Here is a 21,421-nt window from a genome sequence, read left to right as displayed (position 1 = left end):
TTCAGGCGGCGGCGCTGGCCGCGGGATGTTCGGTGACGGCATTGCGCTGGCGCAGCAGGCGGTTGGCCACATCCAGCCAGGCCAGTGCGGACGCCTCGATGATGTCGCGGCTGGTGCCGGTGCCTTCGTACTCCACGCCGTCGTGGCGCACGCTCAGGTTGGCTTCGCCGCGGGCATCGGCGCCGATGCCCACGCTGTGGACGTGGTAGCTGTCCAGCATCAGCTGCACGCCGGTGGCCGAGGACAGCGCGCCGAACAGCGCGTCGACCGGACCATCGCCCTGCGCGGTCTCGGCCACACGGTTGCCGTCCGGGTCGGACAGTTCGACCAGTGCGTTGGCGCGGCTGCCGACGTCGCTGATGGTCATCGAGGCCAGGCGGTAGCCGTTCTGGGTGGAGCTGCCCTGCATCAGCACCTGCAGGTCGGCGTCGGTGACCACGCGCTGCTGCTCGCACAGCGCCTTGAACTGCTCGAAAACCAGCTTCAGTTCTTCCTCCTCCAGCCAGAAGCCCAGCGCACGCAGGCGGGCCTCGACGGCGGCACGACCGCTGTGGCGGCCCAGCACCATCTGCGAGTTCTCCCAGCCCACGTCTTCAGGACGCATGATTTCGTAGGTGCCGCGATGGCGCAGCATGCCGTGCTGGTGGATGCCCGACTCATGCGCGAACGCATTGGCACCCACGATGGCCTTGTTGCGCTGGACCGGCATGCCGACCAGGCGCTGCAGCAGCTGCGAGGTGGCCACGATGCGCGGTGTGTTGATGCGGGTGTCTTCCTCGTAGAACGCGTTGCGTACCTTCAGCACCATCGCCAGTTCCTCCAGCGAGCAGTTGCCGGCGCGTTCGCCGATGCCGTTGATGGTGCACTCCACCTGGCGCGCGCCGCCCTCGATGGCGGCCAGCGAGTTGGCCACGGCCAGGCCCAGGTCGTTGTGGCAGTGCGTACTGAAGACGATGCGGTCGCTGTCGGGAACACCGGCGATGACCCGCTGGAACATGCCGCGGATTTCTTCGGGCGTGGTGAAGCCCACGGTGTCGGGCAGGTTGATGGTGGTCGCACCAGCCGCTACGGCCACGCGCGTCACCTCGATCAGGAAGTCTTCCTCGGTGCGCGTGGCGTCCTCGGCGGAGAACTCCACATCATCCACGTAGCTGCGGGCCAGGCTGACATGCCTGTGGACCGATTCCAGCACCTGCTCGCGGCTCATCCGCAGCTTGTGCTCGCGGTGCAGCGGGCTGGTCGACAGGAACACGTGCAGGCGCGCGTTGGCGGCCGCGTCCAGCGCCTTGGCGGAGGTTTCGATATCGGCGGCCAGGCAGCGCGACAGCACCGCCAGGGTCGGGCGGCGGACTTCGCGGGCGATCATCGCCATCGCCTCACGGTCGGACTGCGAGCTGGCCGGGAAGCCGGTCTCGATGATGTCCACGCCCAGCTCGTCGAGTGCGCGGGCCATCACCAGCTTCTGCTGCGGGCTCATGCTGCAGCCCGGCGACTGCTCGCCGTCACGCAGGGTGGTGTCGAAAATTCGGATGCGGGGGGAGTCGGGCGTGGTCACCAGGAGGTCTCCTCGACAACAAGGTCGGATGGGGTGGCAAAGGAAGGGGAAGCGGGGGATGTCGGGGACGGTGCGAGCACGGTCGGCAGCGGTGGACGCGTGCGCTCGCTGGCGCGGCGGCGGGGTTTGCGCGGCGGGCGCGGGCGGATGTCGGCGAGCAGCTGGGCCAGGACCAGCGCATCGATGTTGCCGCCGGAGACCACCGCGCACTTGCGCTTGCCGGCTACGCGCCGGCCTGCCGCCAGGGCCAGCGCACCGGCGCCTTCGGCGATCACGTGTTCCTCCAGCGCCAGCCGCACCAGGGTTTCGCGCAACTCGGCTTCGCGCACGATCACCACATCGTCGAGCAGTGCAGCGCACAGGCGCCGGGTCAGCAGGCCGGGAATCTTGACCTTGACGCCGTCGGCGAGCGTGGCGACCGGGGTGATCTCGCGGACGTCGCCGCGGATGGCACGCGCCATCGAATCGACGCCTTCCACCTGCGCGCCGACGATGCGCACGCCCTGCGACTTCAGCGCCAGCGCCACGCCGGAGGCCAGGCCGCCGCCGCCGATCGGCACGATCACCACATCCGGTGCATGCGGGGCCAGTTCGATGCCCAACGTGCCCTGGCCGGCGATCACGTCCGGATCGTCGAACGCGGACAGGAACCGGTAGCCATGCTGGTCGGCCAGTGCGCGGGCAAAGGCGTAGGCCTCGTCGTAGCTGCTGCCGTGCTGGCGCACGGTGGCGCCCCAGTGGGCGACGCCGGCGATCTTGGTGGCCGGTGCACCGTGCGGCATCACGGTGATGGCCGGGATGTTCAGGCGGTAGGCGGACCACGCCACGCCCTGGGCGTGGTTGCCGGCCGACGCGCAGATCACCGGGCGCTCGTCGCCACGCTCGCGTCCGGCCAGCAGAGCATTCAACGCGCCGCGCACTTTGTAGGACCCGGTGCGCTGCAGGTTTTCCAGCTTCAGCCAGGTGCCGAAGCGCTCGGCGTAATGCAGCGGGGTGGGCGGCAGGAAGCGGCGCAGCCGCGCCTGCGCGGCCAGCACGTCGGCGACGCTTACATCGCCTACATCCGGTTCCTGCGGGGCGCGGCTAGCGGGCATGCCGGCTCCGGCTGCGCCCCATGACAGGCGGGCGCCCGCAGGGGGAACGCATCGCCCGGCGTGCAGCGCCTGCCGCCGGGGCGTGGCGGGCTGCCGGCGTGGCGGCGCGGCTCTGCAGGCACCCTGCGAGAAGACGCCTCCGTACCGGCACCGGCATGGCGGTGCGGGCAGTCATGCGGATACTCCCGGCGTCGGGTCCAGCGCGCTGATGCGCACCGACACGCAGTCGTAGATCTTCTCGATCTGGCGACGCAGTGTTTCCGGCGGTCGGGTGCTGTCCACCACCAGCTGCAGATGCCAGCGGCCATCGTCGGCGGCATTGGGCGCACCGGCGATCGCGCGGGGCGCGAAGCCGCGCCGTTCGGCCATGCCGATCACGCGCAGCAGCGCGCCCTCGGCCGGCGTCAGCACCAGGTCAAGCCGGTATTGCATTGGGGGTCTCCTGGGTCTGGTGGGCCGGGTTGCTTTCCAGCATCGTGCTGTTGGCGTTGTTGGGCGGCACCAGCGGCCATACGTTGGCGCGCGCGTCGATGGCCACGTGCAGCAGCGCCGGGCCCGGCTGGGCCAGCAGTGCGGCCAGGCCGCCCTCGACGTCATCGCGGGCATCGATGCGCGTGGCCGGAATGCCGAACACCTGCGCCAGGGCCGCGAAATCGGGGTTGTCGGACAGGTCGATCTCGCTGTACCGCTCGGCGAAGAACAGTTCCTGCCACTGGCGAACCATGCCCAGCGAACTGTTGTCCAGCAGCACGATCTTCACCGGCAGGCGGCAGCGCCCGATGGTGGCCAGCTCCTGCACGTTCATCATGAAACTGCCATCGCCTGAAACCAGCACGACGGTGCGGTCGGGGCAGGCGAACTGCGCGCCCATCGCGGCCGGCAGGCCGAAGCCCATCGTGCCCAGCGCGCCGCTGGTCAGATGGTTGCGCGGGTGATTGAAGCGGCAGTGCTGGGCGACCCACATCTGGTGCTGGCCGACATCGCAGGCGATGATCGCGTCCGCCGGGGCCAGCTCGCTCAACCGCTTCAACAGCGCCGGTGCGTAGATGTGCCTGCCGGGTGCGTCATAGCGCGGCGCGAAGCGTTCGCGATGGCCGGCACAGCGCCGGCGCCACGCCTCCTGTGCCGGCACGGGTGCAGTCAGGGCGGCGGTCAGGGCGCGCATGGCAGTGCCGACGTTGCCGGGCACGGCGACATCGGCGGTGCGCAGCTTGGAGATCTCGTAGGCGTCGGCATCGATGTGGACGACCCGCGCGAACGGCGCGAACTCGTTCAACTTGCCGGTGGCGCGGTCATCGAAGCGCGCGCCCACCACCACCAGCAGGTCGCTCTCCTGTACCGCCATGTTGGCGGCGCGGGTACCGTGCATGCCCAGCATGCCCAGGTAATGTGGATGCTGTGGCGGCAGGGCACCCAGGCCGCGCAGGGTCAGCACGGTGGGAATCGCGGTGGCGTCGACAAAGGCACGGAAGTCCTCGACGGCATCGCCCAGCGCCACGCCACCGCCGGCATAGATCACCGGCTTTTCGGCCGAGGCGATGGCGGCGATGGCCTGTGCGATCACATCGTCCTGCGGTGCCGGCAGCGCCGGCACGGTGGCCGGCACGTGGGCGGGCAGGTGCGATGCATCGGCGACCTGGACATCCTTCGGCAGGTCGATCAGAACCGGGCCGGGGCGCCCCTCGCGGGCGATCCGGAACGCGTCGCGGACGACCTGCGGCAGGTCCTCGACCCGGCGCACCAGCCAGCTGTGCTTGACGATCGGCAGGGTCAGTCCGAACACGTCCAGTTCCTGGAATGCGTCGGTGCCCAGCAGCGGCGTGGCGACCTGGCCGGTGATGCAGACCATTGGTACCGAGTCCAGCATCGCATCGGCAATGCCGGTAACCAGATTGGAGGCGCCCGGGCCGGACGTGGCGACGCAGACGCCGACCTGGCCGCTGGCGCGCGCGTAGCCATTGGCCGCCAGGGCGGCGCCCTGCTCGTGGCGTACCAGGATGTGCTTCAGCCCGGAATCCACCAGGGCGTCGTAGAACGGCATGATGGTGCCGCCCGGATAGCCGAACAGCGTGTGCACGCCCTCGGCTTCCAGGGCCTGCGTCAACCAGCGTGCGCCGTTGCGGGGCGCGGTGCTGTGTGCGGAGGTGTTCATGCGGTGACCTTTGCGAAAGCGGTGGGAGAGCCGCGCGGTTACGCGGCTTGACTTTGCAGCCAGACCATCTTGGCGCGCAGTTCCTTGCCTACCTTCTCAATCGGGTGCTCCAGGTCGGCCTGCTTGAACCGGGTGTAGTTCGGCAGGCCTGCTTCGTACTCGGCGACCCAGTTCTTGGTGAAGGTGCCGTTCTGGATGTCGGTCAGTACGTCCTTCATGCGCGCCTTGGTGCCGGCATCGATCACCCGCGGGCCGCTGACGTAGTCGCCGTACTGCGCGGTCTCGGAGATGAATTCCAGCATGCGGGTGATGCCCCCTTCGTAGAACAGGTCCACGATCAGCTTCAGTTCGTGCAGCACTTCGTAGTAGGCGATTTCCGGCTGGTAGCCGGCTTCCACCAGCGTTTCGAAGCCGGCCTGCACCAGCGCCGAGGCACCGCCGCACAGCACGGCCTGCTCGCCGAACAGGTCGGTCTCGGTCTCTTCCTTGAACGTGGTCTGGATCAGGTTGGCACGTGCACCGCCCAGACCGGCCGCATAGGCGAGCGCGTACTCGGCGGCCTTGCCGCTGCGGTCCTGGTACACCGCCCAGATGCACGGCACACCACGGCCGATTTCATACTCGCGGCGCACCAGCGCACCAGGACCCTTCGGTGCGACCAGCACCACATCCAGATCGTCGCGCGGGGTGATCATGTTGAAGTGCACGTTCAGGCCGTGCGCGAACAACAGCACCGCGCCCTGTTTCATGTTCGGCGCGAGCACGTCCTCGTAGAGCTTCTTCTGCACCATGTCCGGGGTCAGCACCGCCACCAGGTCGGCGTCTTTCACCGCATCGGCGGGCGCTTTCACGGTAAAGCCGTCGGCCTGTGCCTTGACCTCGGTCGGGCCACCCGGACGCAGCCCGACGACGACATCGAAACCGGATTCGCGCAGGTTCAGCGCGTGCGCGCGGCCCTGGCTGCCGTAGCCGACAACAGCGATCTTGATCTGGGGCAGGTCGTTGGTGCTCATGGGAGAGGTTCCTTGGAGGTAAGAAAAAAGACGGCCGGCGGTCTCAGGGACACGCCGGCCGGTCAGGGGAAGCGGCGGCACGCGCATCGCACCGCCCACACGTGCCCGCCGCGCAGGCGGTGGGCGTGGATCGGGCGGCGGCGGGATGGCGGGTCATGGCGGAAGGCGGCTCGGAAGGGGGAGGAGGAGGAGGAGGAGGGAATCGAGGGGCTCTGAAACGAAAAAACCCGCACCTGGGCGGGTGCGGGTTTTTGATGGATACCTGGCAGTCTTGCTTACACGCCGGTCCGTCCCGCACCTGTTGGCTGGGTAATAAGTACGAGGACAAGGAGCGAACGGATCGAGGCCGCGCCGGGATCGGCGTGCTGGATGGATTCGCGAATGGGCGTGTGGCGCTGCAACATGTGATCGAGAAAACCACAGCGGTTTTGGCACTGTCAACCTTTGCGGCAACATTTCCAACGGTTTCGGCTGTATCCAGTGCAAAGCCCCGCCGCGCAAGGATGGTTGCGGTTGAAAGCGTTCTGGTGAACCGGAATTCACTATTTTGCGATGCGGATCTGCGCGGATTCGCCCCGCTTTCCACTGTCGTGCATGACCATTGTCGGATGTCCGCGCCGGGCATCTGCGGCGAGTATCGAGGCCGCTGCCACCCACCAGGAACTCCCGTGCCTTCAGCCCTTGCCCGCGGCGTGCTCACTGCCGCCCTCCTGTGCGCCCTGCCGGCGCTGTCCCCGGCGGCCGACCGTGTCACCGGCCATCCCTTTGCCACCCGCTCGGAAGTGATCGCCCCGCACGCGATGGCGGCCACCTCGCAGCCACTGGCCACCCAGGTGGCGCTGGATGTGATGAAGTCCGGTGGTTCGGCGGTGGATGCCGCCATCGCCGCCAATGCCGCGCTGGGGCTCATGGAGCCCACGGGCAACGGCATCGGCGGCGACCTGTTCGCCATCGTCTGGGACCCGAAGACGCAGAAGCTGTACGGCTACAACGGCTCGGGACGGTCGCCGAAGTCGCTGACCCTGGCCGAGTTCCAGCGCCGGGGACTGAAGGAGATTCCGGCGACCGGGCCGCTGCCGGTGTCGGTCCCGGGGGCGGTGGACGGCTGGTTCGCGCTGCACGCGCGCTTCGGGCGCAAGCCGATGGCCGAGAACCTGGCGCCGGCCATCCGCTACGCGCGTGAGGGCCACCCGGTGGCCGAGGTGATCGCCTACTACTGGGACCGCTCGGTGCCGCGCCTGTCCAGGTATCCGGGCTTCAGCGAGCAGTTCACCATCGACGGCCACGCGCCGCGCAAGGGTCAGATGTGGCGGAACCCGAACCTGGCCAACACGCTGGAGAAGATCGCGCAGGGCGGTCGCGATGCCTTCTACAAGGGCGAGATCGCGCGGACTGTCGGCGACTACTTCAAAGCCAACGGTGGGTACCTCAGCTACGACGACCTGGCCAGCCATCACGGCGAGTGGGTGGAGCCGGTCAGCAGCAATTACCGGGGCTACGACGTATGGGAGCTGCCGCCCAACAGCCAGGGCATTGCGGCGCTGCAGATTCTCAATGTGCTGGAAGGCTACGATTTCTCGAAGATCGCCTTCGGCTCGCCCGAGCATGTGCACCTGTTCGTGGAGGCCAAGAAGCTGGCGTTCGCCGATCGCGCGCGCTTCTATACCGATCCGGCGTTCCATCCGGCGCCGGTGGACCGGCTGATCTCCAAGGGCTACGCGGCCGGGCGGCGCACGCTCATCTCGATGGACAAAGCGTCGCGTGAAGTGCAACCGGGCACGCCGAAGCAATTGGAGGAGGGCGACACGATCTACCTGACCGTGGCCGACGCCGACGGCATGATGGTGTCGCTGATCCAGTCCAACTACCGTGGCATGGGCAGCGGCATGGCGCCGCCGGGACTGGGCTTCATCCTGCAGGACCGCGGCGAGATGTTCGTGCTGCAGAAGGACCACCCCAATGGCTACGCGCCGGGCAAGCGCCCCTTCCAGACCATCATTCCGGCGTTCGTCACCAAGGACGGCAAGCCGTGGATGAGCTTCGGGGTGATGGGCGGGGCGATGCAGCCGCAGGGCCACGCACAGATCGTCATGAACATGGTTGATTTAGGCATGAACCTGCAGGAAGCCGGCGACGCGCCGCGCATCCAGCATGACGGGTCGACCGAGCCGACCGGCCAGGCCACGGCGATGAGCGATGGCGGCGAGGTCAACCTGGAGACGGGCTTCCCGTACGAGACTGTGCGCGCGCTGATGCGCAAGGGCCACCGTGTGGTGTTCGCCGATGGCCCTTACGGCGGCTACCAGGCGATCCTGCGCGACCCGGAAACGGGCGTGTATTACGGCGCGTCGGAAAGCCGAAAGGACGGGCAGGCGGCGGGGTACTGAGTCCCCGCAGGTGGCGTCGACTGTTGGTCGGCGGCTCCCGGTCGCGGCGCTGATACAGCCATCGTGCTCCAGCCGGGTAGAACCCGGCTCTACGGGTGATGCAGCCGGGTAGAACCCGGCTCTACGGCGCGCGGGCAGCTTCGTCGCGGGTTTCTTCCTGTGCGGCGATCTCGCGTTCGATCCACGCGTCCATCATCCGTCGCGCCCGTTGGGCACGACGGCGCTGCAACGCGTACTCCATGTCCAGCACACGGTAGAGCGACCACATCACCAGCAGCATCAACAACGCGAATGGCAACGCGGCGATGGTGATCATGCCCTGCAGCGCCTCCAGGCCGCCGGCCAGCAGCAGCGCCCCGGCAATCAGTGCGATGGCCACGCCCCAGATCATGCGGCGCGACAGCGGTGGGTCGCCCGCCTCGTCGGTGGACATGCTGGCCAGCACCAGCACCGCCGAATCGGCCGAGGTCACAAAGAAGATGATCAGCAGCACTAGCGCGATCACCGACAGCACCGTGGGCAGCGGCAGGCTGTCGAACATCGTGAACAGCACGGTCTCATAGCCATTGCCCAGGGCCTGCGCCAGATCCACGTGACCGAAGATCTGCGACCACAGCGCGGTACCGCCAAACACCGAGAACCACAGGAAGCCCAGCACGCTCGGCGCGATCACCACGCCCAGCACGAACTCGCGGATGCTGCGCCCGCGCGATACGCGGGCGATGAACGAGCCCACGAACGGCGCCCACGCGATCCACCATGCCCAGTAGAAGATCGTCCAGTCGGCCACCCAGGTGCTGCCCGAGAACGGCGACATGCGCAGGCTCATCGTCACCAGCTGGTTCAGGTACGAGCCGATCGTGGTGGTGAAGGTATCGAAGATGAAACCGGTCGGGCCCAGCACCAGCACCAGTGCCAGCAGCAGTGCGGCGAGCGCGAGGTTGAAGTTGGACAGCCACTTGATGCCGCGATGCACGCCGCTGGTCGTGGAGGCCATGTACATCACGAAGGCGACGGCGATGATGGTCAGCTGCACGGGAATCGAGGCGCGCACGCCGAACACGCGCTCCAGCCCGGCGGCGATCTGGATGGTGCCGAAGCCCAGCGTGGTGGCCACGCCGATCGCGGTCGCGACCACGGCGGCCACATTCACCACGGTGCCCATCCAGCCGCGGTGGCGCGCGCCGATCAGCGGCTGCAGCAGGTCGCTGATCAAGCCGCGCCCGTTGCGGTTGAACTGGAACCAGGCCATCGCCAGACCGATCAACGCGTAGATCGCCCACGGATGCAGACCCCAATGGAAGAAGGCATAGCGCATCGACGCACGCGCCGCTTCCATGCTCTGCGGCGCCAGCCCCTCTGGTGGCTTGACGAAGTGCGAGATCGGCTCGGCCGCGCCCCAGAACACCAGCCCGATGCCCATGCCGGCCGCGAACAGCATCGACATCCAGCTCGCATTGGAGAAGTCCGGCTCGGCATCTTCGCCGCCGATGCGCAGCGACCCGAAGCGGCCGAACGCCAGATACATCAGGAACGATAGCGTGATGAACACCACCAGCAGGTACAGCCAGCCGGTGCTGCGCACGATGTTGGACAGGCCAAGCTGCACCACGTCGTTGAACGGGCCGGGCGCGATGCCGGCAGTCAGGACGAGCAGCGCGACCAGCGCGATGGAAATGCGAAACACCATGCAGGGGCTTCTCCAGGAAAAGGGCGCGAGCGGATGCTTGCAGTCTCCAGCGGCACGACGGCGACAACTGGGGCGAAGCCGGACGAAGGCCGGTCGGCGGGATGCCACGGCATCGGGTTCAGCCCGATGGTCCCCTGCGTGGGCGCAGCGCCAGGCGCCAGGCAGCACGTCACGGGGGTGGAGATCCTCGCGGGGCGATACTAACCGCGCTGACGTAATGAACCCGTTCACAGCGGTGGCAACGGCGGTGTCGATGCACGGGTCTTTGTGGTCTAATTCGCCTCGAAGCGGGGGTACCGAGGCCATGTGGCCGAGGTTGAGACAGTCCCTTCGAACCTGATCCGGTTGATACCGGCGTAGGGAAGCTTCGCATCCGCTGATGCATTGCGCCGTAGGGTCCCCACGCCCGCAGACCGCCCGCAGTGCGCCCGTCGTGCGCCGCCGTTTCGTCCCTTTCAACACGGATTTCCCGTCACGGACCGCCGGTCCGCGCGCGGGGTCCAAACAGGACGATGCCCGATGAACGCACCGCTTTCCACCCTGCAGCAGCAGGCCCAGCAGCTTTCCGGTTCGGTTACGCGACCGATCCCCGGTTCGCGCAAGATCCACGTGCAGGGCTCGCGCAGCGACCTGCAGGTTCCCATGCGCGAGATCGTGCTGACCCGCACGCCGACGTTGTTCGGCGGCGAGGAGAACGCGCCGGTCACCGTCTACGACACCTCCGGCCCCTACACCGATCCGGCCGCCAGCATCGATCTGTCGGCCGGCCTGCCGGCGTTGCGTGCCGCCTGGGTAGCCGAGCGCGGCGACACCGAAACGCTGCCCGCCCTGAGTTCTGCATTCGGCCGGTCGCGCGATACCGATGCGCGCCTGGACGCGGTGCGATTCCCGGCGCGCGCGCTGCCGCGTCGCGCAGTGGCCGGTGCCAACGTCACCCAGATGCACTACGCGCGGCGCGGCATCGTCACCCCGGAGATGGAGTTCGTGGCGATCCGCGAGAACCAGCGGTTGGAGGCGCTCGCCGATGCGACACTGCGCCGGCAACACCCCGGCCAATCGTTCGGTGCGTCCATCCCGGCTGTCATCACCCCCGAGTTCGTGCGCGACGAGATCGCGCGTGGCCGGGCCGTGCTGCCCAACAACATCAACCATCCGGAAAGCGAGCCGATGATCATCGGCCGCAACTTCCTGACCAAGATCAACGCCAACATCGGCAACAGCGCGGTGTCCTCCGGCATCGCCGAGGAAGTGGAGAAGCTGGTGTGGGCGATCCGCTGGGGCGGTGACACCGTGATGGACCTGTCTACCGGCAAGCACATCCATGAAACGCGCGAGTGGATCATCCGCAACTCGCCCGTGGCGATCGGTACCGTGCCGATCTACCAGGCGCTGGAGAAGGTGGACGGGCGCGCCGAGGAACTCACCTGGGAGATCTTCCGTGACACGCTGATCGAGCAGGCAGAGCAGGGCGTGGACTATTTCACCATCCATGCCGGCGTCCTGCTGCGCTACGTGCCGCTGACCGCCGGGCGCGTCACCGGCATTGTCTCGCGGGGAGGCTCGATCATGGCCAAGTGGTGTCTGGCCCATCACAAGGAGAACTTCCTCTACACGCATTTCGACGACATCTGCGAGATCATGAAGGCCTACGACGTGACCTTCTCGCTGGGCGACGGACTGCGCCCGGGCTGCATCGCCGATGCCAACGATGCCGCACAGTTCGGTGAGCTGGAGACGCTGGGCGAGTTGACCAGGATCGCGTGGAAACACGACGTGCAGACCATGATCGAAGGCCCCGGCCACGTGCCGATGCAGCTGATCAAGGAGAACATGGACAAGCAGCTGCGCGAATGCGGTGAGGCGCCTTTCTACACGCTGGGGCCGCTGACCACCGACATCGCCCCCGGTTACGACCACATCACCAGCGCGATCGGTGCGGCGATGATCGGCTGGTACGGCACTGCGATGCTCTGCTACGTCACCCCCAAGGAGCACCTGGGCCTGCCCAACCGCCAGGATGTGCGCGACGGCATCATGGCCTACCGGATCGCGGCGCATGCATCGGACCTGGCCAAGGGCCACCCGGGTGCGCAGGTGCGCGACAACGCGCTGAGCAAGGCGCGCTTCGAATTCCGCTGGGAAGACCAGTTCCACCTGGGCCTGGATCCGGAGAAGGCCAAGGAATTCCATGACGAAACCCTGCCGAAGGACGCGCACAAGCTGGCCCATTTCTGCTCGATGTGCGGCCCGCACTTCTGTTCGATGAAGATCACCCAGGACGTACGCGACTACGCGGCGGGGCAGGGGCTGGACGCCCAGGCGGCGCTCGACGCAGGCATGGCCGAGAAGTCGCTGCAGTTCCGCGACCAGGGCGCCGAGGTCTACCGCCCGCAATGACGCGGCGGCCGGGGGGGCAGCTGCCCCCCCGGCATCCTCATGCGTTCGCCCCGGCAACCGCGCTAAGCTCGGCGCCGGACGGCCAGGGGCGGGAAACACGATGGCGATTGCGCGCAGGACCAAATGGCTGGCGATGGCACGCCGGCACCCCTCGGCGTGGTTGCTGGGCGTGCAGCTGCTCGGCGTGCTGCTGTACCCGGCGATGGACGAGGCCGGCGCCAGCCGCGCGCTGTTCGGCGCCTTCGGCATTGCGGTGCTCGGCCTTTCCCTGTGGGTGGTGCGGCGCAGCCCGCTCGGCATGTGGCTGGCGCTGGTACTGGCGATCCCCTCGGTGGTGTTTTCCATCGCCGGCGCGCTGCTGGAGCGCCCCGGGCTGATTACGACAGCGCAGCTGCTCGAATGTCTGCTGTACTTCTATACCGCCGGCAGCCTGACCGCCTACATGCTGCAGGATCACAAGGTGACCCGCGACGAACTGTTCGCGGCCGGTGCGACATTCACATTGCTGGCGTGGGCGTTCGCGTTCGCCTTCGCGGTGTGCCAGCAGTGGTTTCCGGGGAGTTTTCTCGCCACCAGCGAGAGCGAACTGCGCACGTGGATGGAGCTGCTTTATCTCAGCTTCAGCTTGCTGTCCGGGGTAGGGTTGAGCGACGTCGTGCCGGTGCACCCGCAGGCACGCGCGCTGGTCATGCTGGAGCAGTTTTCAGGCGTCATGTACGTGGCGCTGGTGGTGTCGCGGCTGGTGGGACTGACCATGCTCAGGCATGCACGAAACTGAATCCCACCTAAAAATATCGCGCCCGAAGGCGCGAATGCTGAATCAATTTATGGGAATTCGTCGGCGAGAGAGAGCCTGTTGTCGGCCACGCGCGTAGGCGCGGTTAACCGGCATAGGCTAGTATTCGCGCGCTTCGGTTTTTTTGCTGTTTGCGCTGATGCCTTGTGCGGAATCTGGCGGTTCGTTCGATCTTTCCTGTGGAGATGAATGCAACGCTGCCGTCGAGCCGGCATTCACCTGTGTCGCCTGGAATGATCAACAACGAAAGTGAGCCACCTTCCGCCGACGTGATGAAGATCGGCGACTGCACCGTCATTCTCTCTTCGCGGGAAGTCATGGTGGCAGGCGCACGTCGGCCACGACGCCTGACTCCCAAGGCACTGGGGGTGCTCAAGGCGCTCATGCGCGCTCCGGGCGCGGTGGTCACCCGTGATGAACTGTTTGCCGAGGTGTGGCCCGATACGCTGCCCACCAACGATGTGCTCACCCAGGCGGTGACGCAGCTGCGCAAGGCCTTTGCCAGCGACGACGACAGCGGCACCGCCTACATCGAAACCATCGCCAAGACCGGCTATCGCCTGCTGGTGCCGGTGAGCGTGGTCGAGACCCCGTTGCCGCCCCCGCCCGTAGAGGCCGAGGACAGCCAGGCCATGCCGGCGTCGGCCGCCGCGACCGACGCCGGGGGAACGCTGGCCGCGCCGGCTCCCATTGCGTTGCCACCGCGCCGCAGCCGACGCGTACGGCGCTACGTGCTGCTGGCCGTCGGTATCGCCATGCTGGTCGCGCTGCTGGTGATGGCCGCGCTGCTGGTGCAGCGCGAGCAGCCCCCCTCGGCACTGGACGCCGCCGTCGAGGACGGCACGCGCATTACCGGCAGCCCACAGCGCCCCTATCGCCTGATCACTGCAACCGCAGGGTTTGAGACCTATCCAACGCTGTCGCCGGACGGTTCCCAGGTGGCGTATGAAGCCGACATGGGCGTGCCTGAGGGCAGCACCATCAAGGTACAGACCGCCGGCAACACGCCGGCGCGCGCGCTGGTCGAGACCCCGACGGGCCAGTCCGACCGCTTCCCGAACTGGTCGCCGGACGGGCGCGACATCGCCTTTGCGCGCTTCGGTGCGGAAGGCAGCTGCGAGGTGCTCATCGCCAGCGCGACCGGTGGTGCGCTGCGCCATGTGACCCGCTGTGACGGCACCGAACTGCTGAGTTTCGACTGGACGCCGGACGGTCGCGGCCTGATCTTCGGCGCGCTCTCCGGCGCGCACGCCCACCGTGGCATCCGGGTGCTGGACATTGCCAGCGGCCGCTGGACCCCGCTGGCCTACGACACCGGCGAAGACGACTTCGACTATGCCCCGCGTTACTCGCCGGATGGCCGCTGGATCGCGTTCGTCCGCAATCCGCAGGTAGGCGACCTGTGGCGGATGCCGGCCAGCGGCGGCACGCCCGAGCAGCTTACTGACGATTCGGCCGAGATCCGTGGCTGGAGCTGGCGCGGCGACAGCCGCCACATCGTGTTCGGCCGACGCGTGGACAGCGAGGCGCGCCTGTACGAACTGGATACCGAGAGCCGGCTGTTGCGGGATGTCGGCCTGGATGACGCGCAGACGCCGGCGGTGTCGCGCAACAATCGCATGCTCGCGTTTGTGCACCGGCGCGCCCAGTTCGGGGTGTTCCGCGTGCCGGTGGGTGCCAACGGCCCGGGTACGCCCGAGCGCCTGTTCCCCTCCGGTGGGCGGGATGCGCAGCCGATGGTGTCGCCGGATGGCCGCCAGCTGGTGTTCTCCTCGGACCGTTCCGGCAGCTTCGCGCTGTGGTGGGCAGACCTGGAGCGTCCCGATTCGCTGCGCCCGATCGAGGGTCTGCGCCCCGAGGCACGCCAGGCACCGGACTGGTCCGGCGACAGCCATCGCCTGCTGGTGCTGGGGCGCGACGACCATGCCAATCCCTCGGTCTATGAAGTCAGTCCGCGCGATGAACAGGCACTGCGCCTGCCGTTGCCGGTCACGCAGCCGCTGCAGGCGTTGTACGGCGAAGACGATCAGCATGTGCTGGTGATCGAGCGCGACGGCCAGGAGCGGATGCGCCTGCTGCTGTTTGATCGCAGCACCACCGACTGGCGCCTGCTGGGCAGCATTGAAGGCGTGTCGCAGGCGCGCTTCGACCGCAGCGGTCGGCGCGTGCTGTTCACCCGCCTGTCGGCCGGCGGACTCTGGTCGGCCGATGCGCGGTTGTCGGCCGGCAGCATCCGGCAGGTCAGCGAAGACCGGCCCACGCGCTGGCGCTACCGCACCTGGAGTGTGGCCGGCAATGGCAGCATCGATTACCTGTCCAGTCATCGTGACTGCGCCACGCTGTTCGCGCGGTTGAGTGCCGGAAGTGCCGGGGTCGAGCACTGTCTCGACCGTGCACGCCTGAGCGCGGGCAACGGTTTCAGCGCCAATGCCGGGGGCGATGCCGTTTACGTCGCGTTGGCGGTGGCCGATGGGGCCGATATCGGCGTCATGCCCCTGCCCAGACAGACCCCGTCGCTGTTCCCGGGGTTCTCCAGGTTGCTGTTTTTAAAGGGAAATGACCCTTCGTGATTTCTTCGTGGCAACGTCGTCGCGAATTCGGATGAATCTCGCCGGGAATTCCTGAGAACGCCGCCCGACTTGGCAAAACTGGTGGCCAATCAAGGCAAACTCCGGTGCAGTCATGCGTCAGCTCTCCTTGGCCGATCGTGGTCAATCGCTCTCCCTGGACAAGATCGTCGACGACGGCCCGCTGCCGACCTGCCTCGGCGTGGCGCGGCTGGGCAGCCTGCAGACCGCGGGCAACACGTTCACCGTATGGATGCAGCTGCGCGGCAGCGCCTGGGTCGAATCCAAGGAAGGCCGGTTCCGTCTGCGCCAGCGCGAGTGGATCGCCTTCGAGAAGGAATCGCGACCGATGGTGCAGGCCGGTCGCGATGGCCTGTGCATCGGCCTGAGCCTGGCGCCGGAAGCGCTGCGCGCGCTCGGCGAGCTGGCCGACTGCGGCCTGTACGCCGGCCGCGGCAGCATGAGCCGCAGCGAAGTGCGCGTGGCGTTGCGGTTGTGGCGCGATGCGCTGGCCAGCGGGCAGCCCGCGCAGGCGCTGCGCCCGGTGCTGCTGCACCTGGCCTCGCTTCAGCACGGCATGGCCACCGGGGTGCAGCGCTGCCCGGGACGTTCGCGCTCGCGCAAACGCCAGGTGTTCGGGCGCATGCAGCGCGCGCGGCTGTATCTGGAGGGCAACAGCCACCGCGTGGTGCGCATCGGTGAACTGGCCGAGCTGACCAATTTCTCCAGCTGGTACCTGTCCAAGACCTTCCAGAGCCTCTACGAGGAAAGCCCGCAGTCGCTGTCGGCCCGTCTGCGTCTGGAGCGCGCCGCTGATCTGCTGCGCGATACCGACATGATGGTGGGTGAAGTCGCGGCCGCCAGCGGATTCGACAACTGCTGCAGCTTCGCACGGGCCTTCCGCGCGCGTTACGGCCAGTCCGCGTCGCGCTACCGCGAAGCCATTGCGACCTTGCCGCCAGAATCGGCAAAGTCATCGGTTGTCTCACGCAAAAAATTCGCTGCAACGCAATCGTAACTTTCCGAGGCGTTTTAACACGCTACTAACGTACCTTGGAGAGATTAATGAATTTTCGTACTCCCGCAGTGCGGCTGGGCCTTCTGCCCGCCGGCATTGCGCTTGCCCTGACGCCGACCTTTGCATCGGCGCAGGAAGCGGGTGGCACGACCGATCTTGACCGCATCTCGGTCACCGGCTCGCGTATCCGCCAGGCCAGCATGGAAACCGCCCAGCCGGTGATCGCGCTGCAGCGCGCCGACATCGAGAAGCAGGGCTTCACCAGCGTTGCCGACATCGTCCAGAACCTGTCCGCCACCGGCTCCCCGGCGATCAGCCGCGCCGACGCGCTGTCCTCGGGCGAAGAAGTGGGCGGCCAGTACGTCAATCTGCGCAACCTCGGCCCGGAGCGCACCCTGGTGCTGCTGGACGGCAAGCGCATGGGCGTCAGCTCGGGCGGCTACACCGACCTCGCCTCGATCCCGACCTCGGTCGTGGAGCGCATCGAAGTCCTGACCGACGGCGCTTCGGCGATCTACGGTTCGGATGCCATCGCCGGCGTGATCAACATCATCACCCGCAAGAACTTCGACGGCCTTGAAGCCAGCGTCTACAAGGGCCAGTACGGCCAGGGCGACGGCGACAAGACCACCTACAACTTCGTCTACGGCCAGACCGGTGAACGCGGTTCGGTCACCTTCGGCGCCGAGTACAGCGAAGAAGAGCCGGTGCTTGCCAAGGACCGTCGCTTCAGCGCCTACGCCAACGGCTACCGTCATCCGAGCCCGACCGCCGATGACAGCAATGGCTGGAGCGCGATCACCGAGAAGGGCGTGCTGGTCACCCCGGGTGGCAACTACGTGCTCAACCCGGGTGGCGACTCGAGCGACTTCGGCGACTACCACGCGCTGACCAACGACGACCTGTCCAACCCGTCGCAGCAGATGTTCCTGTCGACCGGCATCAAGCGTCGTTCGGTGTTCACCAACGGCCAGTTCGATTTCACCGACAACATCCGCGGTACCGCCAGCGTCCTGTACACCGAACGCGAAGCGCTGCAGCAGATCGCCGGCTACCCGTACCGTTCCGGCGCGTACGACACCGCGATGTCGGCCAACAGCGTCTTCAACCCGCTGGATACCGACGTCGACTTCATGCGTCGTACCTGGGAAGTGCCGCGTCAGACCAAGTCCGAGCTGAACACCTTCCGCTTCAGCGGCGGTCTGGAAGGCTCGTTCGAGTTTGCCGACAAGTACTTCGACTGGGATGTGGGCTACGTCTACAACCGCAACAAGGGCGTCAAGACCGGCACCGGCAACCTGTTCATCCCGAACGTGCGCAATGCCGTCGGCGCGTCGTACATCGATGCCAACGGCGTGGCCCAGTGCGGCACCGCGGCGGCCCCGATTGCCGGCTGCACCCCGTGGAACCCGCTGCTGCCGTACGGCTCCACCGCCGATGGCTCGCTGTCGAACCCGGATCTGCAGAAGTACCTGTTCCTGCCGACCCACGACACCTCGGTCACCACCAGCAAGGTCTACAGCGCCAACCTGAGCGGCGCCATCGCGACCCTGCCGGCCGGCGATCTGTCCTTCGCCGCCGGTTACGAGCACCGCGAAGAAGACGCCGAGTACAACCCGGACGCGCTGCTGCAGTCGGGCCTGAGCACCGACCTGTCGGGTGCGCCGACCGCCGGCGGCTACAAGCTGGACGAGTTCTACCTGGAACTGAACGTGCCGATCCTCGCCGATCTGCCGTTCGCCAAGGAACTGTCGGTCGACATGGCCGGCCGTTACTCGGACTACAACACCTTCGGCGACACCGTGAACAGCAAGTTCGGCCTGAAGTGGAAGCCGACCGACGACCTGCTGGTGCGCGGCACCTACGCCACGGGCTTCCGTGCGCCGACCGTGGCCGACCTGTACGGCGGTACCTCGCAGACCTTCGACAAGTACACCGACCCGTGCGACACCCTGTTTGGTGCGGCCGTGCGCAACCCGGAAGTGGCTGCACGCTGCGGCGGCGCAGTGCCGGCCAACTTCCGTCAGGAAGCGTCGGGCGGCATCGATGCGACCGGCCCCGGCTCGCAGTCGAACTACGCGTACCTGTCCGGTTCCAATGACGCGCTGCTGCCGGAAACCTCCAAGACCTGGACGCTCGGCCTGGTCTACAGCCCGAACTTCGTGCAGGGCCTGGACGTCAGCCTGGACTGGTGGAAGATCCGCATCGACAACGTCATCGCGGCGGAGTCGGTCACCTCGATCCTCAACCAGTGCTACGTGCTGAACAACGCCAACGCCTGTGGCCGCGTCACCCGTGATGCGGATTCGGGCCAGGTGGTCGATGTGACCCGCAGCCTGATCAACGCCGGCTACCAGGAAACCGCAGGTTACGACCTGGGCGTCCGTTACCGTCTGCCGGAACTGGCGATCGGCAACTTCGTCATCGACTGGAAGACCACCTATGTGGACTACCTCGAGTACAAGCGCGACAACGAAGCTGAAACCGCCGTCGAGCAGCACAACGGCTGGGGCACCGGCGACTGGGGTGCCAACTTCCGCGTGCGTTCGAACCTGAACGTCGATTGGAGCTACGGCAACTTCGGCGTCAACTGGGGCGTGCGTTACTACTCCGGCCTGAAGGAAGAGTGCTCCTATGACCGCGATGGCGGTCCGGAGTGCAACAACCCGACGTACTCGTCGGATTACACGCTGGCCATCCCGGTGCGCAACACCGGTTCGAACACGTTCCACGACCTGCAGGTGCGTTACACGACCCCGTGGAATGCCACCGTTTCGGCCGGTGCGAACAACGTGTTCAACCACGAAGGTCCGCTGATGTACAGCCAGCCGAACTCGAGCTTCGCCTACTACGGCGGCTTCGATATCGGTCGCTTCTACTACCTGAAGTACACCCAGCGCTTCTGATCCATCGACGCACTGGTGCAGCACAGGGAGGGCGGACCGCAAGGTCCGCCCTCTTTCTTTCTGATCGCTTCATCCACTTGAGGGGGACGCACTGAGCGCGCCGCAGACAAAAAAAGCGCGCCCCTGCGGACGCGCCTTCGGGTGCCTGCGTGCGGCGGCGCCTCAGGCGTCGGCGGCCACCAGCCCCATCAGAGCGTTGGCATGATCGCGCCACTGCGGCAGCTTGTTGAGTACGCCGGCGCGCTGCAGGTATTCCTCGTCGACCGGATCGCCGTTGATCAGCGCCAGTGCGACGTGCACCGCGCCGGTCACCCAGAAGCTCCGGGTGTTGGAGCGCTGCGGCTGCAGGTGGAAGGCGACCGCTTCGATGATCGGCATCGGCAGGCCCCACAGGCCCAGCAGGTATGCACCGGCTTCGGCGTGGCCCGGGCGGTCGTCGCCGTCGGCCGCGTCCACCCGCTCGTTGCGCACGCCCGGCAGCAGCAGGCCGATGTCGGCCAGCAAGGCGGCCGTGGCGCCCAGTTCGGCGCTGGAGTCCGGCAGCAGCTTGGCGGCCAGGCGCGAGGCCAGCAGCGCGCGCTGCTGCAGCGAGTTGCGCTCGGCACCGGACAGCGGCTGGGCCGAGAAAACTTCGCTGGCCAGGACCAGGTCGCGCAGCGTCGACAACCCCAGCCGGGTCACTGCGGTACGCAGGTCGGAGATGATCCGGCCACTGTTGAAGAAGGCCGAGTTGGACAGCTGCAGCACCTTGGCCGCGATTGCCGGGTCGGCGGCGACCAGCTTGGCGACGTCGGCGGTGTCGGTGTCGTCATCGTGTTCCAGCGCCTGGGTCAGGCTCAGGTACAGATGCGGCGGCGAAGGCAGCTTCTCGATCCGGCCGATGGCACTGCGCAGGCGTTCGCTGTCAAGCAGCTCGCCCAGTTCTTCCAGGCTGGTCAGGGCTTCCAGCAGCACTTCCGGCGCCAGCGGCATCGGCAGGAAGCGGTGCGCCACCCCGATCAGGCGGGCCGGCGGCGGACGGGTGCCCACGCTGGCTTCCACCAGCGCGATACGGATGGTTTCCGGACGAAGCGTACGGATCTGCCCCAGCAGCGTGGTCGCGGTGAGATCCGGCAGAACCGGGCAGACAATCACCGCATCCACGGGCGAGCCGGCCACGATGCTCATCGCGCCCTGGCCATCGGCGGCGGTCAACGGTTGCCATTCTTCCCCAAGATCGGCAATGAACTCCAGCAGCTCAGCCGACAGGCTGGCCTGGTCCCCAACAAGCAGAATGCGCACGACACTGTCCCCTGGCTGACCACGGTGAAGCGCACCGTGGACGGTGTGAAGAGACGCAATGTACCCAATCCGGCACAAATAGTGATGTGCCGCATTCAAAAAACGTGATGCACATCGCTCCGGCGGCGAGCGCCGGAGCGATGTCGTTCAGCCTCAGGCGTTGCCGTTGAGGTAACGCTGATGGGCGTCGATCAGGATCTGCTTGGCCTCGGCGGCGCCGCCCCAGCCATCCAGCTTGACCCACTTGCCCTTCTCCAGGTCCTTGTAGTGCTCGAAGAAGTGGCCGATGCGCTCCAGCCAGTGGCTGGACACCTGCCCGATATCCTCGACATGGGCGTAGCCGCTGAAGATCTTGGCGATCGGCACGGCCAGGATCTTTTCGTCGCTGCCGGCCTCATCGCTCATCTTGAGCACGCCGACCGGACGGCAACGCACCACCGAACCCGGCACCAGCGGTAGCGGCAGCACCACCAGCACGTCGGCCGGATCGCCGTCGCCGCACAGGGTGCTTGGCACGTAGCCGTAGTTGCAGGGGTAGCGCATCGGGGTGGACAGGATGCGGTCG

14 protein-coding genes and 1 riboswitch are annotated in these 21,421 nt (G+C 67.1%); of the genes, 6 read left to right on the top strand and 8 right to left on the bottom strand.

Annotated features, from left to right (window positions below):
- Position 1 precedes the first annotated feature (1 nt).
- The 5 genes from ACPEH1_RS05375 to ilvC form a co-directional block, all read right to left on the bottom strand.
- On the bottom strand, positions 2-1,555 hold the full coding sequence (locus ACPEH1_RS05375; RefSeq protein ID WP_017355388.1) for a 2-isopropylmalate synthase: 1,554 nt from the start codon (positions 1,553-1,555) through the stop codon (positions 2-4).
- Entirely contained in the window at positions 1,552-2,649 is a 1,098-nt protein-coding gene (locus ACPEH1_RS05370; RefSeq protein WP_153164741.1) for a threonine dehydratase, read from the bottom strand. The genes ACPEH1_RS05375 and ACPEH1_RS05370 overlap by 4 nt, the downstream gene beginning before the upstream one ends.
- 171 nt (positions 2,650-2,820) lie before the next feature.
- Complete coding sequence (locus ACPEH1_RS05365) at positions 2,821-3,081, bottom strand: ACT domain-containing protein (protein WP_153164740.1); 261 nt, start codon at positions 3,079-3,081, stop codon at positions 2,821-2,823.
- Positions 3,065-4,801, bottom strand: a complete 1,737-nt coding sequence (gene ilvG, locus ACPEH1_RS05360; RefSeq protein WP_136002940.1) for an acetolactate synthase 2 catalytic subunit — start codon at positions 4,799-4,801, stop codon at positions 3,065-3,067. The genes ACPEH1_RS05365 and ilvG overlap by 17 nt, the downstream gene beginning before the upstream one ends.
- 38 nt (positions 4,802-4,839) lie before the next feature.
- A complete protein-coding gene (gene ilvC, locus ACPEH1_RS05355; RefSeq protein ID WP_423715389.1) occupies positions 4,840-5,814 on the bottom strand; it encodes a ketol-acid reductoisomerase in 975 nt (324 codons plus the stop codon).
- 668 nt (positions 5,815-6,482) lie between these two features.
- Between ilvC and ggt the strand changes: the two genes are divergently transcribed.
- Positions 6,483-8,201 (top strand): gamma-glutamyltransferase, encoded by a 1,719-nt coding sequence (ggt, locus tag ACPEH1_RS05350; protein WP_423715388.1) that lies wholly within the window; start codon positions 6,483-6,485, stop codon positions 8,199-8,201.
- A 121-nt stretch (positions 8,202-8,322) separates the two neighbouring features.
- Here the strand turns inward: ggt and ACPEH1_RS05345 are convergent, their stop codons facing one another.
- Complete coding sequence (locus ACPEH1_RS05345; protein WP_423715387.1) at positions 8,323-9,891, bottom strand: BCCT family transporter; 1,569 nt, start codon at positions 9,889-9,891, stop codon at positions 8,323-8,325.
- A gap of 279 nt (positions 9,892-10,170) precedes the next feature.
- Positions 10,171-10,272: riboswitch (TPP riboswitch) on the top strand.
- A 138-nt stretch (positions 10,273-10,410) separates the two neighbouring features.
- Between ACPEH1_RS05345 and thiC the strand changes: the two genes are divergently transcribed.
- The 5 genes from thiC to ACPEH1_RS05320 all read left to right on the top strand — a co-directional run bounded on the left by thiC (position 10,411) and on the right by ACPEH1_RS05320 (position 19,575).
- Positions 10,411-12,288 (top strand): phosphomethylpyrimidine synthase ThiC, encoded by a 1,878-nt coding sequence (gene thiC / locus ACPEH1_RS05340; RefSeq protein WP_313217270.1) that lies wholly within the window; start codon positions 10,411-10,413, stop codon positions 12,286-12,288.
- Between the two features lie 100 nt (positions 12,289-12,388).
- Positions 12,389-13,066: an ion channel gene (locus tag ACPEH1_RS05335; RefSeq protein ID WP_017355111.1), complete on the top strand. Its 678-nt coding sequence runs from the start codon at positions 12,389-12,391 to the stop codon at positions 13,064-13,066.
- Between the two features lie 251 nt (positions 13,067-13,317).
- Positions 13,318-15,654 carry a winged helix-turn-helix domain-containing protein gene (locus tag ACPEH1_RS05330; protein ID WP_423715386.1) on the top strand — a complete coding sequence of 779 codons (2,337 nt, stop codon included), beginning with the start codon at positions 13,318-13,320 and terminating at the stop codon, positions 15,652-15,654.
- Positions 15,655-15,766: 112 nt separating this feature from the next.
- The gene (locus ACPEH1_RS05325; protein WP_136002945.1) at positions 15,767-16,669 is read left to right on the top strand and encodes a helix-turn-helix transcriptional regulator; all 903 of its coding nucleotides are present in this window, start codon (positions 15,767-15,769) and stop codon (positions 16,667-16,669) included.
- A gap of 47 nt (positions 16,670-16,716) precedes the next feature.
- Positions 16,717-19,575, top strand: coding sequence for a TonB-dependent receptor domain-containing protein (locus ACPEH1_RS05320; protein ID WP_026070634.1), 2,859 nt, complete (start codon positions 16,717-16,719; stop codon positions 19,573-19,575).
- 162 nt (positions 19,576-19,737) lie between these two features.
- Here ACPEH1_RS05320 and ACPEH1_RS05315 read toward each other — a convergent pair whose 3' ends face one another.
- Complete coding sequence (locus ACPEH1_RS05315) at positions 19,738-20,856, bottom strand: HDOD domain-containing protein (RefSeq protein ID WP_423715385.1); 1,119 nt, start codon at positions 20,854-20,856, stop codon at positions 19,738-19,740.
- Positions 20,857-21,009: 153 nt separating this feature from the next.
- The coding region (gene ppa / locus ACPEH1_RS05310) for an inorganic diphosphatase (protein ID WP_423715384.1) at positions 21,010-21,421 on the bottom strand (412 nt) is incomplete at its 5' end.

The sequence above is a fragment of the Stenotrophomonas sp. NPDC077421 genome (assembly GCF_049545505.1).
Lineage (GTDB): Bacteria > Pseudomonadota > Gammaproteobacteria > Xanthomonadales > Xanthomonadaceae > Stenotrophomonas > Stenotrophomonas nematodicola.
The sequence above is the reverse complement of the archived record's forward strand: the minus strand, read 5'-3'. Positions and strand labels throughout refer to the sequence as shown.